Annotated in this window: 16 protein-coding genes; 10 read left to right on the top strand and 6 right to left on the bottom strand. The window is 66.1% G+C overall.

Annotated elements, in window-relative coordinates:
• The first annotated feature begins 8 nt into the window (after window positions 1-8).
• Genes IPM60_10710 through IPM60_10695 form a run of 4 tightly spaced genes read left to right on the top strand, consistent with a single transcriptional unit; the run spans window position 9 to window position 2,566 of the window.
• Window positions 9-647, top strand: coding sequence for a 2-hydroxychromene-2-carboxylate isomerase (locus IPM60_10710; GenBank protein ID MBK8908351.1), 639 nt, complete (start codon window positions 9-11; stop codon window positions 645-647).
• 2 nt (window positions 648-649) lie between these two features.
• The gene (locus tag IPM60_10705; GenBank protein MBK8908350.1) at window positions 650-1,162 is read left to right on the top strand and encodes a 50S ribosomal protein L11 methyltransferase; all 513 of its coding nucleotides are present in this window, start codon (window positions 650-652) and stop codon (window positions 1,160-1,162) included.
• Between the two features lies 1 nt (window position 1,163).
• A complete protein-coding gene (locus IPM60_10700) occupies window positions 1,164-1,409 on the top strand; it encodes a 50S ribosomal protein L11 methyltransferase (protein MBK8908349.1) in 246 nt (81 codons plus the stop codon).
• On the top strand, window positions 1,406-2,566 hold the full coding sequence (locus IPM60_10695; GenBank protein MBK8908348.1) for a glycosyltransferase family 4 protein: 1,161 nt from the start codon (window positions 1,406-1,408) through the stop codon (window positions 2,564-2,566). Before IPM60_10700 ends, IPM60_10695 begins: the two co-directional genes overlap by 4 nt.
• A 20-nt stretch (window positions 2,567-2,586) precedes the next feature.
• Here IPM60_10695 and IPM60_10690 read toward each other — a convergent pair whose 3' ends face one another.
• A complete protein-coding gene (locus tag IPM60_10690) occupies window positions 2,587-2,940 on the bottom strand; it encodes a global cell cycle regulator GcrA-like protein (protein MBK8908347.1) in 354 nt (117 codons plus the stop codon).
• Between the two features lie 335 nt (window positions 2,941-3,275).
• Window positions 3,276-3,776: a CreA family protein gene (locus IPM60_10685; protein MBK8908346.1), complete on the bottom strand. Its 501-nt coding sequence runs from the start codon at window positions 3,774-3,776 to the stop codon at window positions 3,276-3,278.
• A gap of 328 nt (window positions 3,777-4,104) precedes the next feature.
• On the opposite strand from IPM60_10685, the gene galE reads away from it, so the two are divergent.
• A complete protein-coding gene (gene galE, locus IPM60_10680; GenBank protein ID MBK8908345.1) occupies window positions 4,105-5,115 on the top strand; it encodes a UDP-glucose 4-epimerase GalE in 1,011 nt (336 codons plus the stop codon).
• 15 nt (window positions 5,116-5,130) lie between these two features.
• Here the strand turns inward: galE and der are convergent, their stop codons facing one another.
• Genes der through IPM60_10660 form a run of 4 tightly spaced genes read right to left on the bottom strand, consistent with a single transcriptional unit; the run spans window position 5,131 to window position 9,155 of the window.
• Entirely contained in the window at window positions 5,131-6,477 is a 1,347-nt protein-coding gene (der, locus tag IPM60_10675) for a ribosome biogenesis GTPase Der (GenBank protein MBK8908344.1), read from the bottom strand.
• A gap of 28 nt (window positions 6,478-6,505) precedes the next feature.
• Window positions 6,506-7,852 (bottom strand): PQQ-binding-like beta-propeller repeat protein, encoded by a 1,347-nt coding sequence (locus tag IPM60_10670; GenBank protein ID MBK8908343.1) that lies wholly within the window; start codon window positions 7,850-7,852, stop codon window positions 6,506-6,508.
• On the bottom strand, window positions 7,852-8,520 hold the full coding sequence (locus tag IPM60_10665) for a tetratricopeptide repeat protein (GenBank protein MBK8908342.1): 669 nt from the start codon (window positions 8,518-8,520) through the stop codon (window positions 7,852-7,854). The genes IPM60_10670 and IPM60_10665 overlap by 1 nt, the downstream gene beginning before the upstream one ends.
• Window positions 8,521-8,552: 32 nt before the next feature.
• On the bottom strand, window positions 8,553-9,155 hold the full coding sequence (locus IPM60_10660) for a thioredoxin family protein (GenBank protein ID MBK8908341.1): 603 nt from the start codon (window positions 9,153-9,155) through the stop codon (window positions 8,553-8,555).
• A 188-nt stretch (window positions 9,156-9,343) separates the two neighbouring features.
• On the opposite strand from IPM60_10660, the gene IPM60_10655 reads away from it, so the two are divergent.
• The 5 genes from IPM60_10655 (at window position 9,344) to IPM60_10635 (ending at window position 15,706) form a co-directional block, all read left to right on the top strand.
• Window positions 9,344-9,892: a DUF4136 domain-containing protein gene (locus IPM60_10655; GenBank protein MBK8908340.1), complete on the top strand. Its 549-nt coding sequence runs from the start codon at window positions 9,344-9,346 to the stop codon at window positions 9,890-9,892.
• A 9-nt stretch (window positions 9,893-9,901) separates the two neighbouring features.
• Window positions 9,902-11,302 (top strand): efflux RND transporter periplasmic adaptor subunit, encoded by a 1,401-nt coding sequence (locus tag IPM60_10650; GenBank protein MBK8908339.1) that lies wholly within the window; start codon window positions 9,902-9,904, stop codon window positions 11,300-11,302.
• The gene (locus IPM60_10645; protein MBK8908338.1) at window positions 11,299-14,412 is read left to right on the top strand and encodes an efflux RND transporter permease subunit; all 3,114 of its coding nucleotides are present in this window, start codon (window positions 11,299-11,301) and stop codon (window positions 14,410-14,412) included. The genes IPM60_10650 and IPM60_10645 overlap by 4 nt, the downstream gene beginning before the upstream one ends.
• A 427-nt stretch (window positions 14,413-14,839) precedes the next feature.
• Window positions 14,840-15,307, top strand: a complete 468-nt coding sequence (locus tag IPM60_10640) for a hypothetical protein (GenBank protein ID MBK8908337.1) — start codon at window positions 14,840-14,842, stop codon at window positions 15,305-15,307.
• 21 nt (window positions 15,308-15,328) lie between these two features.
• The gene (locus IPM60_10635) at window positions 15,329-15,706 is read left to right on the top strand and encodes a hypothetical protein (protein MBK8908336.1); all 378 of its coding nucleotides are present in this window, start codon (window positions 15,329-15,331) and stop codon (window positions 15,704-15,706) included.
• The last annotated feature ends 48 nt before the right edge of the window (window positions 15,707-15,754 follow it).

Here is a 15,754-nt window from a genome sequence, read left to right as displayed (position 1 = left end):
GGCGCTCCATGCGCACCGCCGACTGGTATTTCGACTTCGTCTCGCCCTACGCCTACCTGCAGACGTTCCGCTTCGGGGATTTGCCGACGGATCTCGACATCCGCTTGCGACCGGTGCTGTTCGCCGGCCTGCTCAAGCATTGGGGTAACATCGGTCCCGCCGAGCTCGCGCCGAAGCGGATCCATACCTACCGGCACGTCCAGTGGTTGGCGGAGCGGATGAAGGCGCCGTTTCGGCTGCCATCAGTCCATCCGTTCAACCCGCTGCGGGCGCTGCGGCTCGCAGTAGCCTTGGACAGTGATCGCGCCTCAGCCTTCGCCATTTTCCGGGCCATCTGGGAGCAAGGGGAGCTACCGGACGACGATGGCGGCTGGCGCCGACTGTGTCGGCGGGTGTCCGTCGACCCCGACGACCCGCGGATCGACGCGGAGGAGGTGCGGACAACCCTGCGCGCCAACGGCGACGCGGCGATCGCCGCCGGCGTGTTCGGCGTGCCCACGTTCTTCTACGACGACGCGGTGTTCTGGGGCCTGGATAGCACCGACTTCTTCCTTGATGTTGTTGCCGATCCTTCCATGTTGCAGCGCCCCGAGATGGCGCGGGCGGCGTCCCTGCCGATCGGCGTCGAGCGGCGCGCTGCTCGCTGACCGTGGATCCGGCGCCTCCCCTCTGGCGTATCGCGCTGCAGGTGCCGGAGCCGGCGCTCGATGCGGTCACGGCCGCCCTCGACCGCTACTGCAGGTCGGTCTCCTGGTTCGGGGCCGATGGCGGCGGGTGGTCCGTGGAGGCGCTTGCGGACCGGGAGCCGGACCGCCCAAGCCTCGATGTGGCGGTGGCGGTCGCTGCGGCGAGCGCGGGCATGGAGCCGCCGCATGTCCATATCGCCCGGCTGCCGGCGACCGACTGGCTCGCCGCCAACCGCCAGGACTTCCCGCCGATCCGGATCGGCCGTTTCTTTGTGTACGGCTCGCACATCGCCGAACCGGCGCCGGCAGGAAGCATCGGGCTCCGGGTCGACGCGGCCACGGCCTTCGGCTCCGGCCACCACGGGACCACCGCCGGCTGCCTGATGGCGATCGACGACCTCGGCCGGCGGCAGGGCCCGTCGAGGGTCAATCGGGCCCTTGGCGGCGGCGGCGGTTCGTTGCAGCGCTCCCTATGACGTGATCGCCGCCAACATCCTGGCGCGGCCGCTCTGCTTGCTGGCTGGCGGCGTCATCCGCCATCTGGCGCCGGGCGGCCACCTGATCCTGTCGGGCTTTGTTCCCGCCGACGGTCAGCGGGTGCTGTCCGCCTATCGCAGCCGCGGGTTGATCCTGGTGCGGCGGATCACGCGCGCGGACTGGCAGACCCTGGTGCTTCGGAAGCCGTTGCGGACGGACGCGTTGCAGAGGACGGCGTCGTCGTGAGCTCGCTTGAGGGCGCGAAGATCCTCTACCTGGTGTCGGAGGACTGGTACTTCTGCTCACACCGCCTGCCCATCGCCCGGGCGGCTCGGGAATCCGGGATGGATTTGGTTGTCCTGACCCGCCTCAACGACCACGCCGATGCGATCGCCGCGGAGGGGTTCCGGGCGATCCCGCTCCGGCTCCGCCGCGGCAGCCGCAATCCGTTCGGGGCGCTTTCAACCATCCGCGACATCGCCCGCACCTGTCGCCGCGAGCGGCCGGATGTGGTTCACCACGTCAACCTGAAAATGTGCCTGTTGGGGTCGATCGCCGCGCTGTGGGCCCGTCCGCGCCACGTGGTCAACGCCTTGACCGGCCTGGGCTCCCTGTTCACCAGCGACCGCCCGGACGCCCGGCTGCTGCGGAACCTCGTGCTCGCGGCGCTGCGGGTGCTCGACCGCCTCACCGGCGCCGCGCTCATCGTTCAGAACCGGGACGACGAAGCCATGGCGCTGCGGCGGCATTTGGCGCCGGCGGAGCGGATCGCGCTGATTCCGGGCTCTGGCGTCGACATCCGGCGCTTCGAGCCGCGACCGCCGCCACCTCCGGACGGGGTGCCGATCGTCACCTATGTCGGGCGCATGCTGGCCGACAAGGGGCTTCGGGAGCTGGCCGACGCGGCGCGCCTTCTGAAACGTCGCGGACGCGAGGTGCGCATCATCCTCGTCGGCCCGACCGACCCGGAGAACCCGCAGTCCCTGTCGCCGCAGGAGCTGCAGGGGTGGGTCGCCGAAGGGGTGCTGGAATGGCATGGCTACCGCAGCGATGTTGCGGCGGTGTGGGCGGAAAGCACCATCGCCGTGCTGCCGTCGTACCGGGAGGGCATGCCGAAAAGCCTGCTCGAAGCGGCGGCGTCCGCGGTGCCGGCCGTTGCCACCGACGTGCCCGGCTGTCGCGACCTTGTGGTCGATGGCGAAACCGGCATTCTGGTGGCGCCGCGGGACGCGCCGGCACTCGCCGATGCGATCGACCGTCTGCTTGCCGCGCCCGAGTTGGCGGCCGCGATGGGTCGGGCTGCGCGGTCACGGGCCGAGACGCACTATGCCGATTCGGCCATCGCTGCGGCGACGCTGGGGCTTTACGCCCGCATGCTCGGCACTTGGAGCGAGTCGGCTTGAGCAGCCTCGCGCCGGCGGCGTCACGCGACGGAGCTGCGGTCGCGGGGGCGGACGTAGGCGAGGGAGCAGTGTCGCGAGCAGTAGGGTTTGCCTTCGACCACGTCGTCTCCGCAGAAGTGGAAACTTTCCTCTCCGGGGTCGCCGATCGGCCAGCAACACATGTTGGCGCGAAGCGCATCGAGGCGCAGGACGTTGAGCGGTTCGGTCTTCGGCTTCGGGGAAGGGCGGCGTTGTTGCAGTCCCAGGCGATGCACTTTGCCGATCACGGCATTCTTGGTGATTCCAAGGCGGCGGCCGATTTCGGCGGTGGACAGGTCTTCGTCCCAGAGCGCCATCAGGGCCGCGGTGCGTTCGGGAGTCCAGTCGTTGGTCATCATCCGTCGATCCTCCCCTTTGCCTCCGACGAGGCCGCCGCATCCGCCTATGGAAGATGCGCTTAGCCCCAAATGTTGTGACATTCACCATATCCAGGGCTATCAACCATGCCAAGCACGATATGTAGACGAATCGACAATATCTGGGGATAAACCGCGGAAGCGGCCACGCGGCTGTCGCGAAGGCCGTGAGCGCGAGCGGCCGGGCCGCTGCCGGGTCAGGGGTAAATGCTAGTGCAGCGGTCCACTCGAAGAATGCACCGCTGCACGTATCCTCTTGATTCTCGTGCGCACTCTGACCAGTTCGACTGAAATCAATCGAATGGGTCTGTGCACTAGGAATCGGGATCCCACGGCTGGATGACGACGACCGAGATAGAATTCTTCGGGCTGCCTTCGACCACGCGATCCGACCAGATCAGATAGAGCACGGTGTTGCGATTCGAGTCGAACATGCGGGTCACTTGGATCGTCTTGAAGATCGCCGAGGTGCGGGCCTTGAACACCTTGACGCCCCCGTCTTCGGTCTCTTCTTCGAGTTGATCGCGCAGATTGTCGCTGAGAACGATCGGCCCGCGCTGCCGACAGGCGATCGAACCGTACGAGGGGTCCTCGGCAAGGCCCACCGCGCCGGACATCCCCCCTGTCCGTGGGCGGCTGACCCAGCACGAGACGTTGGGGATGTCGGGATCGTCGAAGGCCTCGACGACGATCTTGTGGTTCGGGCCCAGAAACTTCCAGACGGTGCTGACGGAACCGATTTCCTCCGCCGGGGATGCACCCGCCGTGAGAGACAGTCCAAGCGCAGCGAGAAGCAGACAGCGCAGCGTCGTCATGCTAGTGTACTCCATTGTCGTGCGGCCAGTTTTGTGATCACTGTATCGGCAATGCCTGTGCGATCGGCTGGGGCTTGCTCATGCCGGTCACGCTACAGTTCTCATGCGAATGCAGCCTTGCGGTTGTGGAAAAAATCTCTGGTTGCCGTATCCCGTGTAAATCTGTAGATACTACGAAAGAAGCGCTGTTTTCCGCGTTCGGTGTTCCCGTGGTGAGGCTAGCGAGCAATCATGCACCATCCGAACGCGGTCGGCGAGACATCCACCCAGGGCCGGCGCACCTGCAAGCGATCAAGGTGCCGGCCGGCATGACGTCGACGGAGGGCCCATGACCAGCAAGCCTACCATTCTCGTGACCGGCGGCGCCGGTTATATCGGCAGCCACGCTGTCCTGGCGTTCAGCGATGCCGGCTACCCGGTGGTGGTCGTCGATGATCTTTCCACCGGGCGTCGCAACCTCGTTCCGTCGTTCATCCCGTTCAGGAAGGGCGACGTGGGCGACATGGATCTGATGGCAAGCGTGATCGCCGAGCACCGCGTCGGCGCCGTGGTCCATTTTGCCGGCAGCATCGTGGTGCCGGAGTCGGTCAGCGACCCGCTCAAATACTACCGCAACAATACCGCCAACAGCCGCAACCTCATCGCCGTGTGCGTCGACACCGGGGTCTCCCACTTCGTGTTCTCATCGACCGCCGCCGTCTACGGGGTGCCGGACAAGGTGCCGGTCAACGAAGAGGCGCCGACCGAGCCGATCAATCCGTACGGGTCGTCCAAGCTGATGACCGAATGGATGCTCCGCGACGTCGCCGCCGCACATCCCTTCGCCTTCGCCGCGCTCCGCTACTTCAACGTAGCAGGGGCGGATCCGATGGGCCGCACCGGACAATCGACCCCGCTGGCGACGCATCTGATCAAGGTGGCGTGCGAGGCCGCGACCGGCGCCCGCCGGCACATCGACGTGTTCGGCGAGGACTATGACACGCCGGACGGGACCTGCATCCGCGACTACATCCACGTAAGCGATCTTGCTGAAGCGCACGTGCTGGCTCTGGACCACCTCATCAACGCCGGCGAGAGCTTCATCGCCAATTGTGGCTACGGGCACGGCTATTCGGTGCGGGAGGTGTTGACTGAGGTACAGAAGGAAAGCGGCACCAGGCTGGACATTCGCGGCGCTCCGCGCCGACCTGGGGATCCGGAAAAGCTGGTCGCTGATCCGAGCCGCATCAAGAAAACGCTGTGCTGGCGGCCCCGCTACGACGACCTCGGTTTCATCGTCCGCACCGCCTACGCGTGGGAGCAGAAAACCGGGGCGCGCCAACTGCTGGAAACGGCCTGATCGTCAGGGCCGGGTTCAGGGCGCATATGGGTTCTTGCCTTTACGGGGGAACACGCGGACCGGAACGCCGGTAAGGCCGAACTGGTCGCGCAAGCCGCCGGCCAGATAGCGAAGATAGTCCTCGGGCAGGTCCTCGGGACGGCTGGCGAACAGGATGAAGGTCGGCGGCCGCGCCTTGATCTGGGTGGCATAGCGGATCTTGATGCGGCGCCCGGCTGCGAGCGGCGGCGGATGGCGCTCCGTCATCTCCTGGAGCCAGCGGTTCAGGGGCCCGGTGCCGATGCGCAGGTTCCACTTGCGGTACGCGTCCAACACTTCCGGCAGCAGTCGGTTCACGCCACGACCGGTGAGCGCCGAGAGCGTGACGAAGCGGATGCCGCGCACTTGCGGCAGCGATGTTTCCAGGCGGTCGCGCAAGCTTCCCAAGACGCCGGCGTGATGCTCGACCAGATCCCACTTGTTCACGGCGAGCACCGGCGCCCGGCCCTCCTCGGCGATCATCCGGGCGATGGTCAGATCCTGCTTTTCCAGGCCTTGCGTCGCGTCGAGGACCAGGACCACAACATGGGCAAAGCGGACCGCCCGCAGCGCGTCGGCGATCGATGCATCCTCCAACGCCTCCCGCACCCGTGCCTTGCGCCGCAGACCGGCGGTGTCGATGAGTCGGACCTGCTGCCCTTGATACGCCCATGACACCGCGATGGCGTCCCGCGTGGTGCCAGCCTCGGGGCTGGTGACCAGTCGCTCCTCTCCGAGCAGGCGATTGACCAGGGTCGACTTGCCAACGTTGGGGCGCCCGACCACTGCGAGCTGCAGCGGCGCCGCCTCATCCTCAGCGTCGGCGTCTTCCGCGACTTGAGGTTCGCCAGGCGCCGAGTCGTACGGCGCCAAAGCGTCGTAAAGCTCGCCCATGCCTTCGCCATGTTCGGCGGAGAGTCCCACCGGTTCGCCGAGACCGAGCGCGAAGGCGTCCATAAGTCCGCCGGCGCCGCCGCGGCCTTCGCACTTGTTGGCGACGAGGATGACCGGCGTCCCTCGGCGGCGGAGAAGATTGGCGAAATGGCTGTCGAGCGGGGTCAGCCCGATGCGGGCATCGATCAACAGCAACGCCACGTCCGCCTCGTCCAGAGCGCGCTCCGTCTGGGTCTGCATCGCGGTTTCCAGCTCGCTCGACGGCACGTCGTCGAGGCCGGCCGTGTCGATTACCGTAAAGCGCAGCCCGCCGAGGCGCGCCTCTCCCATTCTGCGGTCACGGGTGACGCCGGGCGTGTCGCTGACGATCGCCATGCGTCTGCCGACCAGCCGGTTGAACAGCGTCGATTTCCCAACGTTGGGGCGACCGACGATCGCCACGGTCAGCATCTCGCGTCTCCCAGGTGCGGCGGCGGGGTCAGCGGAAGGCGTGGAGATCCGCGTCGTCGCTCAGGACGTAAAGGCTGCCGCCGGCAACCACCGGCGCCACCGAGATTGGCGCGGAGGCGTCCACCCTGCCCAGATAGTCTCCCGTATAAGGGCTGATGGTCAGGATCTCCTCGTTGGAGCCGACCACGACCAGTCTATCCCCAGCCAGCACCGGTCCCGCCCAGAAGATGGGATCCTCCAGGTCCTCCTCGTCCTCGAAGGCCGGCAGGGGGGCGATCCAATGCACGCCCCCCGAGTCCCGGTTGAGGCAGACGAGTTCGTTGCTCTTGCTGATCAGATAGATGTAATCGCCCGCCACCCACGGGCGTTCTGTGCCGCCGATGTCCTGATCCCAGATGCGCCGCCCGGTGCGAAGGTCGACGGCCGCAACAAGGCCGCCGAAGCTGACCGCGAACACCCGGCCGCGGTCGATGACCGGTGCACCACGGATCTGCGCCAGGTTGGCAATCTCGTCGGTGCGCCGCGTCGATGCGAACGAGTCGGACCACAGCACCTGTCCGGTCTCGGCGATCAGTGCGACGAGTTCGCCGGAGGAAAACGGCGCGACGACCACACCGCCGTCGATCGCCGGCGCAGCCCCTCCGACAAGCGCCGCTAGTTCGGCAATGGCGCGGTAGTTCCAAAGCGCCACGCCGCTGGCGGCATCGAAGGCGTACAACGTGTTGGTGACGGCGATGGCGAACACGCGTCCACCGGCGGCGGTCGGCGGGGCGTGCAACGGCGCCTCGACGCGACTGCGCCAGAGCTCCGCGCCGGTCGCCGCGTCGAGCGCCAGCACGTCCGCGAAACCGGTGGTCACGAACACGCGGCCGTCCGCGAAGGCGAGGCCGCCGGGGATCAGGTCCTCCTCGTCATCGGGCGCCAGTTCCGTCTCCCACAGCCGCTCGCCCGATTGCGCGTCGAAGGCGGAGACGGTGTGCTCGGCATCCATGGCGTAAAGTCGCCCGGCAGCGACAATGGGCGGCGCCAGCCGTGGCTGCGAGGTGTCGGCAGCAGCGCCGACGTCGACCTTCCAGGCGCGCTGCAAGTCATCCTCGACCCACAGGTGATGCATGGCATGGTTTGCGTAGCCACCGGATTGCGGCCAGTCGGCGTTGGTCACCGGCCGCGGCAGCTGGATCGGCACTCCCTGAAGCGTCGGGTCGGGCTGCACCCGCCGTTCATGCACCATGACGGTGATCCGCTCGCCCGGGAGGGCCTGATCGTCGCGTTCCCCGAACCAGGTGCCGCAGTTCGCAAGCCACAGGGCGCTGAGAACTACGAAGCCGGTCAGCGCAACGCGGCGCTTCGAACCCGGATGTGCGTTTCTGGCCATCACGACACCACTGCCAGCATGTCGCCGGCCCGCGCACGAATACCTGCGGGTGTCAGCGGATCATCGGCGAGTCCCTGAAACATCTCCCGCGCCCGTGTCGGATCGCCAGACTGCAGTGCGAGGTGGGCGATCAGTTCCCGCGCCGTGAATCGCCAGGGGTTATCGGCGGCATCGATAGGCTCGAGGCGTTCGATCAGCGCCGCAGCGTTATCAGGCGCGGCGCCCGCCGCCATCTCGTTCATGGTCGCCAGGATCACCGCCAGATCCCGATAGAGCGGCTGATCGTCGATCCCATCCGCCATGCTCTGATACTCGGTTGCGGCCGCGCCCGGGTCTTCGATCTCACCAGCCAGCGCTGCGGCTCGGAACCGGGCGAGGAGTTGCAGGCCCTCCGGCGCGTCTTCTGTCAAGGCGTCGAGCTGTTCCAGCGCCTCGGCCGGGCTGCCATCGGCAAGCCGCAGCGCCTGTGTGAAGCGTTCCGTAGCCTCGGCGCGGACGCCTTCACGGTAGAACTGCCAAGCTTCTCCCACGGCCACGCCGATCACCAGCGCGACGCAGGCGGCGATGATCCAGCTCCCGTACGTCTTCCACAGGCGGGCAAGCTTCTCTTCGCGAAGATCCTCTTCGATCTCGCGGATCAATCCATCATCGAGGGGAGGGTCGGCCAAAGGTGATCCTTTGCAATAGCTGTAAAATGCACCTACAAGCCGACTTTGTGGATGAGGCGGCGGGCGGCGGCCTTGACGCTGCCGTCCCGCCACTTGATCGAGCATCCCATGCTGGCGATCTGCTGCTCCGGACCCTTCCCGGTTTCCGCTACTCCACACATCGCCTCGAACAACTCGCGCCGCGCGTCCGGTCCAGCCGGATCGCGGCGGGACGAGTCAAGCCGGCCCCGGTACTGCAATTCCAGATCGGCGTTGAATCCGAAGAAGTCGGGCGTGCAGACGGCGCCGTACGCCCGCGCCACCTGTTGATCGCGGTCGATGACATAGGGAAAGGTGAAGCCGTGGGTGTCGGCAAACTGTTTCATCTTGTCTGGTGCATCCTCGGGGTATTGCTCCCAGTCGTTGGACATGATCGCAATGGCGCCGATGCCTTTCGGCTGCAACTCCGCCACATCGCGGACGATGCGGTCGATCACGGCCCGCACGTAAGGGCAGTGATTGCAGATGAACATGACCAGCGTGCCCTTCGTGCCGCGAACGTCGGCGAGCGCACAGGTGCGCCCGTCTGCATCGCAGAGGCTGAAATCGACGGCTTTCCAGCCGAAGTCGCAGATCGGTGTTTCGGTCAGCGCCATTCCAGTTCCTCGCTCCGTCGTGCCCTCCACTTAGCCGACTTCGCGGTCCTCTATCAAGGGCATCGCCTCCGGGGCGCCCGCGCCGACGCTATGGATCTACCCGCGTTGGGTTTAAGCTGGCAGATGCGATGACAGAGCCGCGACGATTGCGAATGAGGGCCACGGCCTTCAGGTCCATGCGCCTGACCATGCTTTATGTTCTCCTGGCGCTGGGTGTTCTCCTGGCGCTGGCCGGCTGCTCCACCATCGAGACGAGCACCGACTTCGATGCATCGACGGACTTCTCCCAGTACCACACGTATCGGTGGCTGGACGACGAACCCCTCCTAAGGTCCGATGCCGGCGCCGATGCGCGCCTCTCACCGCTGGTTGCCCAGCGACTTCGCGACACAGTCGAGGCGACGTTGGCGAGCAAGGGCTTCCGCAAGGCCGAGCCGGCGGACATGGCGGTCTCCCTGTCCCTCGACGTTCGCCTGCGGCGGGTCATGCATACCTGGTATCCGTCGTACGGCCCCTACTACGACTGGCGATACCGCTGGCATTATGCACCCATGACCACCTTCGAAACTTTCACCGAGAAAGTGCTTGCGGTCGATATTTTCGACGCCGCCACCGGCCGCGCCATTTGGCGCGGCACCGCGACCACGTTCGTCGACTGGCAGGACGAGACGGAAGTGCCGGTCGACGCGTTGATCGGCGGCGCCCTCGGGCCCTTTCCGCCGCGGCCGGCCAAGTAGATCTCGATCATGCCGGACAAGCGGTCCCGCTGGCGTCGCCTTCTGCTCCTGCCGCCGATCGTCGTGGGTGTGGCGTTCCTGGCGATCCAGCTTCGCGGCCGTGAGGTGCCGGAGCAGGGTGCAGCGCGGGAGATTGCCCGGCCGGTGCGGGTGATCGAGGCAAGGCCGACCGACTTTGTGCCGCGCGCCGTCGGCTACGGCTTCGCCGAACCCGGATCCGTGTGGAATGGGGTGGCGCAGGTCAGCGGCACGATCAGCGAGCGTCACCCCGACCTGGAAGCGGGCAGGCTGTTCGACGCCGGCACCGTCATCTTCCGCATCGATCCGTCGGACTACAAGCTCCGCGCCGCGCAAATCCAGGCGTCCATCCAAAGCGTCAAGGCGGAGCTTGCCGAACTCGATATCAACGAGCAGAACACCCGGGTGTCGCTGGACATCGAGCGGCGCATGGATGAGCTTGCGAAGGACGACCTGGCGCGGAAACGTTCCCTCCTGCAGCGCGGCAACGTCAGCGAGAGTGTCGTCGACGAGGCGGAGCAGGCCGTGCTCCTCGCGCGCCAAAAGGTTCAGGAGCTGGAGAACCAGCTCAACGTTTTGCCCGCACGGCGTCAGGTGCTCGAGGCGACGGTGGCGCTCAATGAGGCCCGCCTGGGCGAAGCTCGCCTCAACCTGCAACGCACTGCCCTCGCCGTCCCGTTCGACGCGCGCATCGCAGAAGTGCGCGCGGAGCAGAACCAGTACGTCAGCGTCGGCGAGGTGCTCGCCGTGGCCGACAGCATCGACGTGGCCGAGGTCGCGGCGCAGGTGCCGATCGAGCAGATGGCGGCCCTGGTCCGCGGTGACGTCGATCTCCGGCAGCTCAGCGCCAGCGAGATCGGCCAGGTTCCGAAGCAGTTCGGTCTGGACGCGCGCGTGCACCTTCGCACCGGTAGCGTCACCGCAAGCTGGAATGCGCGTGTCGACCGCATCAGCCCGTCGCTGGATCCGGAAACCCGCACCGTCGGTGTCGTGGTCGCCGTGGACGAGCCTTACCGTCAAGCCGTCCCAGGCGAGAAACCGCCTTTGATCAAGAACATGTATGTCCAGGTCGATTTGACCGGTCCGCCCCGGCCGGACCGCATCGTCATCCCGCGCGTCGCGCTGCACGGCTCCCCCGACGCGCCACTAGTCTACATCGCCGACGGCGAGGATCGCTTGATCGTGCGGCCGGTGATCGTCGGGCCGGTGCAGGGCGATGAAGTGGTGATCCGATCCGGCATCGCGCCCGGTGAGCGGGTGGTGGTGTCCGATCTCATTCCTGCCATCAATGGCATGTTGCTGGCGCCCACCCGCAGTGACGATGACGATGTCGAAGATGGTCCGCCGGAAGGAAGCGGCTCGGCTTGGCGGCCGCAGGAAGCCCGGCCATGATCCGGTACTTCGCCGGGCATCCGACGGCGGCAAACCTCCTGATGCTGCTGTTCATGGCGCTCGGCCTCGCGGCGCTCCCCCAACTGCGCCGCGAGACCTTCCCCGACTTCAGCCCCGACCGGATCAGCGTCTCGATCGTCTATCCCGGCGCCAGCGCAGAGATGATCGAAGAGGCGATCTGCCAGCGCATCGAGGACGCCGTCGACGCTCTTACCGAAGTGGAGGAGATCCGCTGCGAGGCGCGGGAGAACGTCGGGACGGCGACCATCGAGATGGTGGCTGGCGGCGACGTCAATCGTTTCATGACCGACGTCAAGACCGAGATCGACGCCATCGACGACTTCCCGGACTTGATCGAGGCGCCGGTCATTCGCCAACTGGCGCGCACCGACATCGTTATCTCGATCGCCGTGGCCGGACCGATGGCGGAACCGGATCTCAAGGTCTACGCCGAGCAGGTCCGCGATCGGCTGATCCGGCTCAATGCGGTGAGCCAGGTGGAGGTGCTCGGCTTTTCGCAACGCCAGATCCGCATCAGCCTCGATGCGGTGGCGCTCCGCCGCTACGGCCTCAGCGTCAGTGACGTCGCCACCATCGTCGAGCGCCAGAGCGTCGACCTGCCGTCCGGCACCGTGGAGACCCGCGAGCGCGACGTCCTGGTGCGCTTCGCCGACGAACGTCGCGATCCGCGCGGCTTCGCGGACCTGGTGATCCTCGGCGGGGCGACCGGCGCCGAACTGCGGCTGGGAGAGATCGCCGAGATCGTCGACCGTTTCGAGACGGAGGAAGAACGGGTCTTCCTGAACGGGCAGCGCGCCGCGCTCCTGCAGGTCAACAAGACCAAGGATCAGGACACCCTCACCGTGGTCGAGGCGGTGCGCGACTTCGTGATCTCCGAACGCCGCACGTCGCCGCCCGGCGTGACCCTGGCGCTGACCCGCGACGTCGCCTCGATCGTCGAGGACCGGCTGACCATGCTCCTGGAAAACGGCGCGATGGGGCTTGGGCTGGTGTTTCTGGTGCTGTGGCTGTTCTTTTCGTTCCGCTTCGCCTTCTGGGTGGCGATGGGACTGCCGGCGTCGTTCCTGGGAACGGTGTTCGTACTGGTGGCTATCGACTACTCCATCAACATGCTGACGATGGTGGCGCTGTTGATCGCGATCGGCCTGATCATGGACGATTCCATCGTTATCGCCGAGAACATCGCCCATCATATGGGCCGCGGCAAGACGGCGGCGGCGGCGGCGGTGGACGGCACCCACGAAGTCGCTGCGGGCGTCTTCTCGTCGTTCATTACCTCCGTGTGCGTGTTCGGGCCGTTGGCTTTTCTGGAAGGGGACCTCGGCCAGGTTCTGCGCGTGGTGCCGGTCGTGCTGATCGTGACTCTCGCGGTCAGCCTGATCGAGGCGTTCGCGGTGTTGCCGCATCACATCGGGCACAGCGTCGGCAGCACTCGGGAAAACGCATTCCGAAGGCGCTTCGATGCCGGTTTCGACTGGGCGCGAGAGCGGATCCTGGGACGACTCGTGGATGTTGCCGTGGCGTGGCGCTACCTGACGCTCGGGCTGGTTATCATGGCGTTCCTCGTCTCCGTCAGCCTCGTCGTCGGCGGCACCGTCAAGTTTCGGGCGTTCCCGGAACTGGACGGGGACGTCATCGAGGCCCGCATTCTCCTGCCGCAGGGAACGCCGCTGGATCGCACCGAAGGCGTGGTCGAACACATCGTCGCGGCGCTCGAGCGCACCGATGCCGCGTTCGCGCCGGACCAACCCGGTGGGCAGTCGCTGATCCGCAACGTGCTGGTCCAGTACAACCGAAACGCGGACGCGTTCGAGACCGGCCCGCATGTAGCCTCGGTCAGCGTCGACTTGTTGCATGCGGAACAGCGGAACGCCCGCCTCGCCGACGTTCTCAGCCGCTGGCGACGGGAGTCCGGCACGATTCCCGACGTTCTCGCCCTCACGTTCACGGAGCCGCAGATCGGCCCCGCCGGCATTCCAATTGAGGTCCGGCTGGAAGGACGGGACCTGGGGCAGATCAAGGCCGCGGCCGAGGATTTGGCCGCCTGGCTCGGCCGCTATCCGGGCGTTGCCGATCTGCAGGACGATCTGCGCCCCGGTAAGCCGGAGCTCCGGCTCCGCTTGCGCGACGGCGCGATGGCGCTCGGGATCGACGCCGCAACGCTGGCCCAACAGCTGCGCGCCGCGTTCCACGGGATGACGGCGAAGGAAATCCAGGTTGGTCCCGAGAACTTCGAGATCGACGTGCGGCTCAGTGCGGACGGCCAGAACAGTCTCGCCGAAGTGGATGACTTCGCGGTGACCCTGCCGAACGGCGAGCAAGCGCCGCTATCAGCGGTGGCGATTGTCGAAGCCGGGCGCGGCGTTGCCCGCATCGCCCGCATCGAGGGCGTCCGCACCGTCACGTTGCGCGGCGACGTCGATCCGGAGATCATCAACACCAACGAAGTCATGGCGGATACGAGGGCGCGCTTTCTGCCGACGCTTGCAGAGCGCTTTCCTGATGTCCGTGTCTCTCTCGAAGGCCAAGCCAAAACTCAACGCGAAACGGGCGCTTCCATGCGCCGCGCGTTTCTCATCGGGCTGTTCGGCATCTTCGTGCTGCTGAGTTTTCAGTTCCGCAGCTACGTGGAGCCGGTCATCGTCATGCTGGCCATCCCTTCGGCGGCTATAGGCGTGGTGTTGGGGCACCTGTTCATCGGGCTCGATTTGTCCATGCCGAGCGCGCTCGGCGCCGCCTCGCTCGCCGGCATCGTCGTCAACGATTCGATCCTCCTCGTCCTGTTCGTCAAACGCAATGTCGGCGAGGGCCTGACCGCCGAGACGGCGGCGACGGCAGCCAGCCGCCAGCGGTTTCGCGCGGTGCTCCTGACGTCTCTGACGACCGTCGTCGGGATACTGCCGCTCCTGTTCGAGCGCAGCCTCCAGGCCCAGGTTCTGGTGCCGTTGGTGGCGTCTCTGGCATTCGGGTTGATGGCCTCGACTGTCATCGTTCTGGTTCTCGTGCCCGCCGTCTACGCGGTGCTGGATGACGCGGGACTGGCCAGCCTGTCGCGATCCGACGCGGCTCGCGCTCCGACGTTGAAGTGAGGGGCCATCACCTGCCATCGCATCATACTCGGAAACAAATCGTGATGAGCGAATCGTGTGTTGTTGAGCGATATTGTCAAAAATGTGTTTACAGATCGAAGTCCAGGTATTGTATAGGAACGTGAAGTAGATCACAGCATCGTGGGGCTTTTGCGGATAGCGTCGCCAAGGGCCCTGGATGCGGTACTATCCCCGGCAAGGGGTGACGAACGGCTCCGGGCAATCACAGCACATGCTGGAGGCGGGGCGGACAATGTTGAAATCATCTTCAGTTCGCGCTGTGGAACAGCATGCAGCATGGTGCATTACCAGTGGTGCCTGCGCATTCACAACGGCGAGAGAGTTCCTATCCAGTTCATTCGTCTCCTGCCCGGCCCAGCGGAATATGCCGACGGAAGATTAGCCTCGAAAGCAGGGAACATAAGTCATGGATGCTACTGACAGCCTGAGGGGCTTTGTCCAATCCTTGTCGAGGGGCGACGCCTGGGCCCTTGCGAGCGTGGTTGGCGCTTTGGCAGCGTCGGCGACTGCGTGGGTGGGGACCCGCCTCCTGTTTTTCATGGCGCGCACCGCACGGCTGCGAGCTTTGCGGCGAACTCGGGTGCGGGTCCACGCGCGGATCAACAAATTGCGCGCCGAATGTGCGATGCTGAGGCGCGAACTCGGCGGGATGATGCCGGTCGCTTCCTCGCCGTCACTGCGCGGCGACGCGTCCCGGTCCTTTGGCAGCAGCAACAGTTCCGGCGACGCGTCGCGCTGCTATTTCTGTGACGAGACCATGCCGGCGACCGCGTTGGTTTGCCGGCATTGCGAGAAACCGAACGTTCGCAGGCTGAATGATTACGTCCAGATGCAGCACGGCGCTTCGAACACCGCCGGCAAGAAGCAGGCGTGAGCATGAGCCGGAGGACCGAACATGTTTGCTTTTGACGACTACCGCGAGGAATTGAAGTGTCTGAAGTCCGATGTCAGCCGGCTCAAAGGGATGGTCGCCGATCTCGAGGCGGAACGCGTCAGCATCCGGCGGGCGCTACGTCAGCGCAAGAAGGCGGCCAAGGCGGCAGGGTCGCCGCTGACGGGGCTCCATGCGGCGACGGCGGAAACCCGACCCTGCCGACATTGTGGCGCGGTCATCCGCCGCGCGGCGAAAATATGCAAGGTCTGCAAGCGCGCGCAACCCGGTAACTTCCTTGAGATGGCCGCGGTCGAGGGGGAGATCACCCGGCTCCGCGTCGAATTGCAGGGCGGCGTCCTGCAGCCGCAATTCCAAGAGCCCGTACCCCCGGCCGCCTGACGGCGCCGCGCGGCGCGTATCCGCGCTCCCTGGCCCGAAAGTTCCTGC

The organism is Rhodospirillales bacterium (assembly GCA_016710335.1).
In the GTDB taxonomy this organism is placed as follows: domain Bacteria; phylum Pseudomonadota; class Alphaproteobacteria; order Rhodospirillales; family Defluviicoccaceae; genus JADJXQ01.
Note: the sequence above shows the minus strand (reverse complement) of the source record. Positions and strands in the feature narration are given on the sequence as shown.

Bases quoted from the DNA above. Each gene is read 5' to 3' on its own strand.
- IPM60_10710 (MBK8908351.1), top strand. From the start codon at position 9: ATGCGCACCGCCGACTGGTATTTCGACTTCGTCTCGCCCTACGCCTAC.
- IPM60_10690 (MBK8908347.1), bottom strand. From the start codon at position 2,940: ATGACCAACGACTGGACTCCCGAACGCACCGCGGCCCTGATGGCGCTC.
- IPM60_10685 (MBK8908346.1), bottom strand. From the start codon at position 3,776: ATGACGACGCTGCGCTGTCTGCTTCTCGCTGCGCTTGGACTGTCTCTC.
- galE (MBK8908345.1), top strand. From the start codon at position 4,105: ATGACCAGCAAGCCTACCATTCTCGTGACCGGCGGCGCCGGTTATATC.
- der (MBK8908344.1), bottom strand. From the start codon at position 6,477: ATGCTGACCGTGGCGATCGTCGGTCGCCCCAACGTTGGGAAATCGACG.
- IPM60_10670 (MBK8908343.1), bottom strand. From the start codon at position 7,852: ATGGCCAGAAACGCACATCCGGGTTCGAAGCGCCGCGTTGCGCTGACC.
- IPM60_10660 (MBK8908341.1), bottom strand. From the start codon at position 9,155: ATGGCGCTGACCGAAACACCGATCTGCGACTTCGGCTGGAAAGCCGTC.
- IPM60_10655 (MBK8908340.1), top strand. From the start codon at position 9,344: ATGCTTTATGTTCTCCTGGCGCTGGGTGTTCTCCTGGCGCTGGCCGGC.
- IPM60_10650 (MBK8908339.1), top strand. From the start codon at position 9,902: ATGCCGGACAAGCGGTCCCGCTGGCGTCGCCTTCTGCTCCTGCCGCCG.
- IPM60_10645 (MBK8908338.1), top strand. From the start codon at position 11,299: ATGATCCGGTACTTCGCCGGGCATCCGACGGCGGCAAACCTCCTGATG.
- IPM60_10640 (MBK8908337.1), top strand. From the start codon at position 14,840: ATGGATGCTACTGACAGCCTGAGGGGCTTTGTCCAATCCTTGTCGAGG.
- IPM60_10635 (MBK8908336.1), top strand. From the start codon at position 15,329: ATGTTTGCTTTTGACGACTACCGCGAGGAATTGAAGTGTCTGAAGTCC.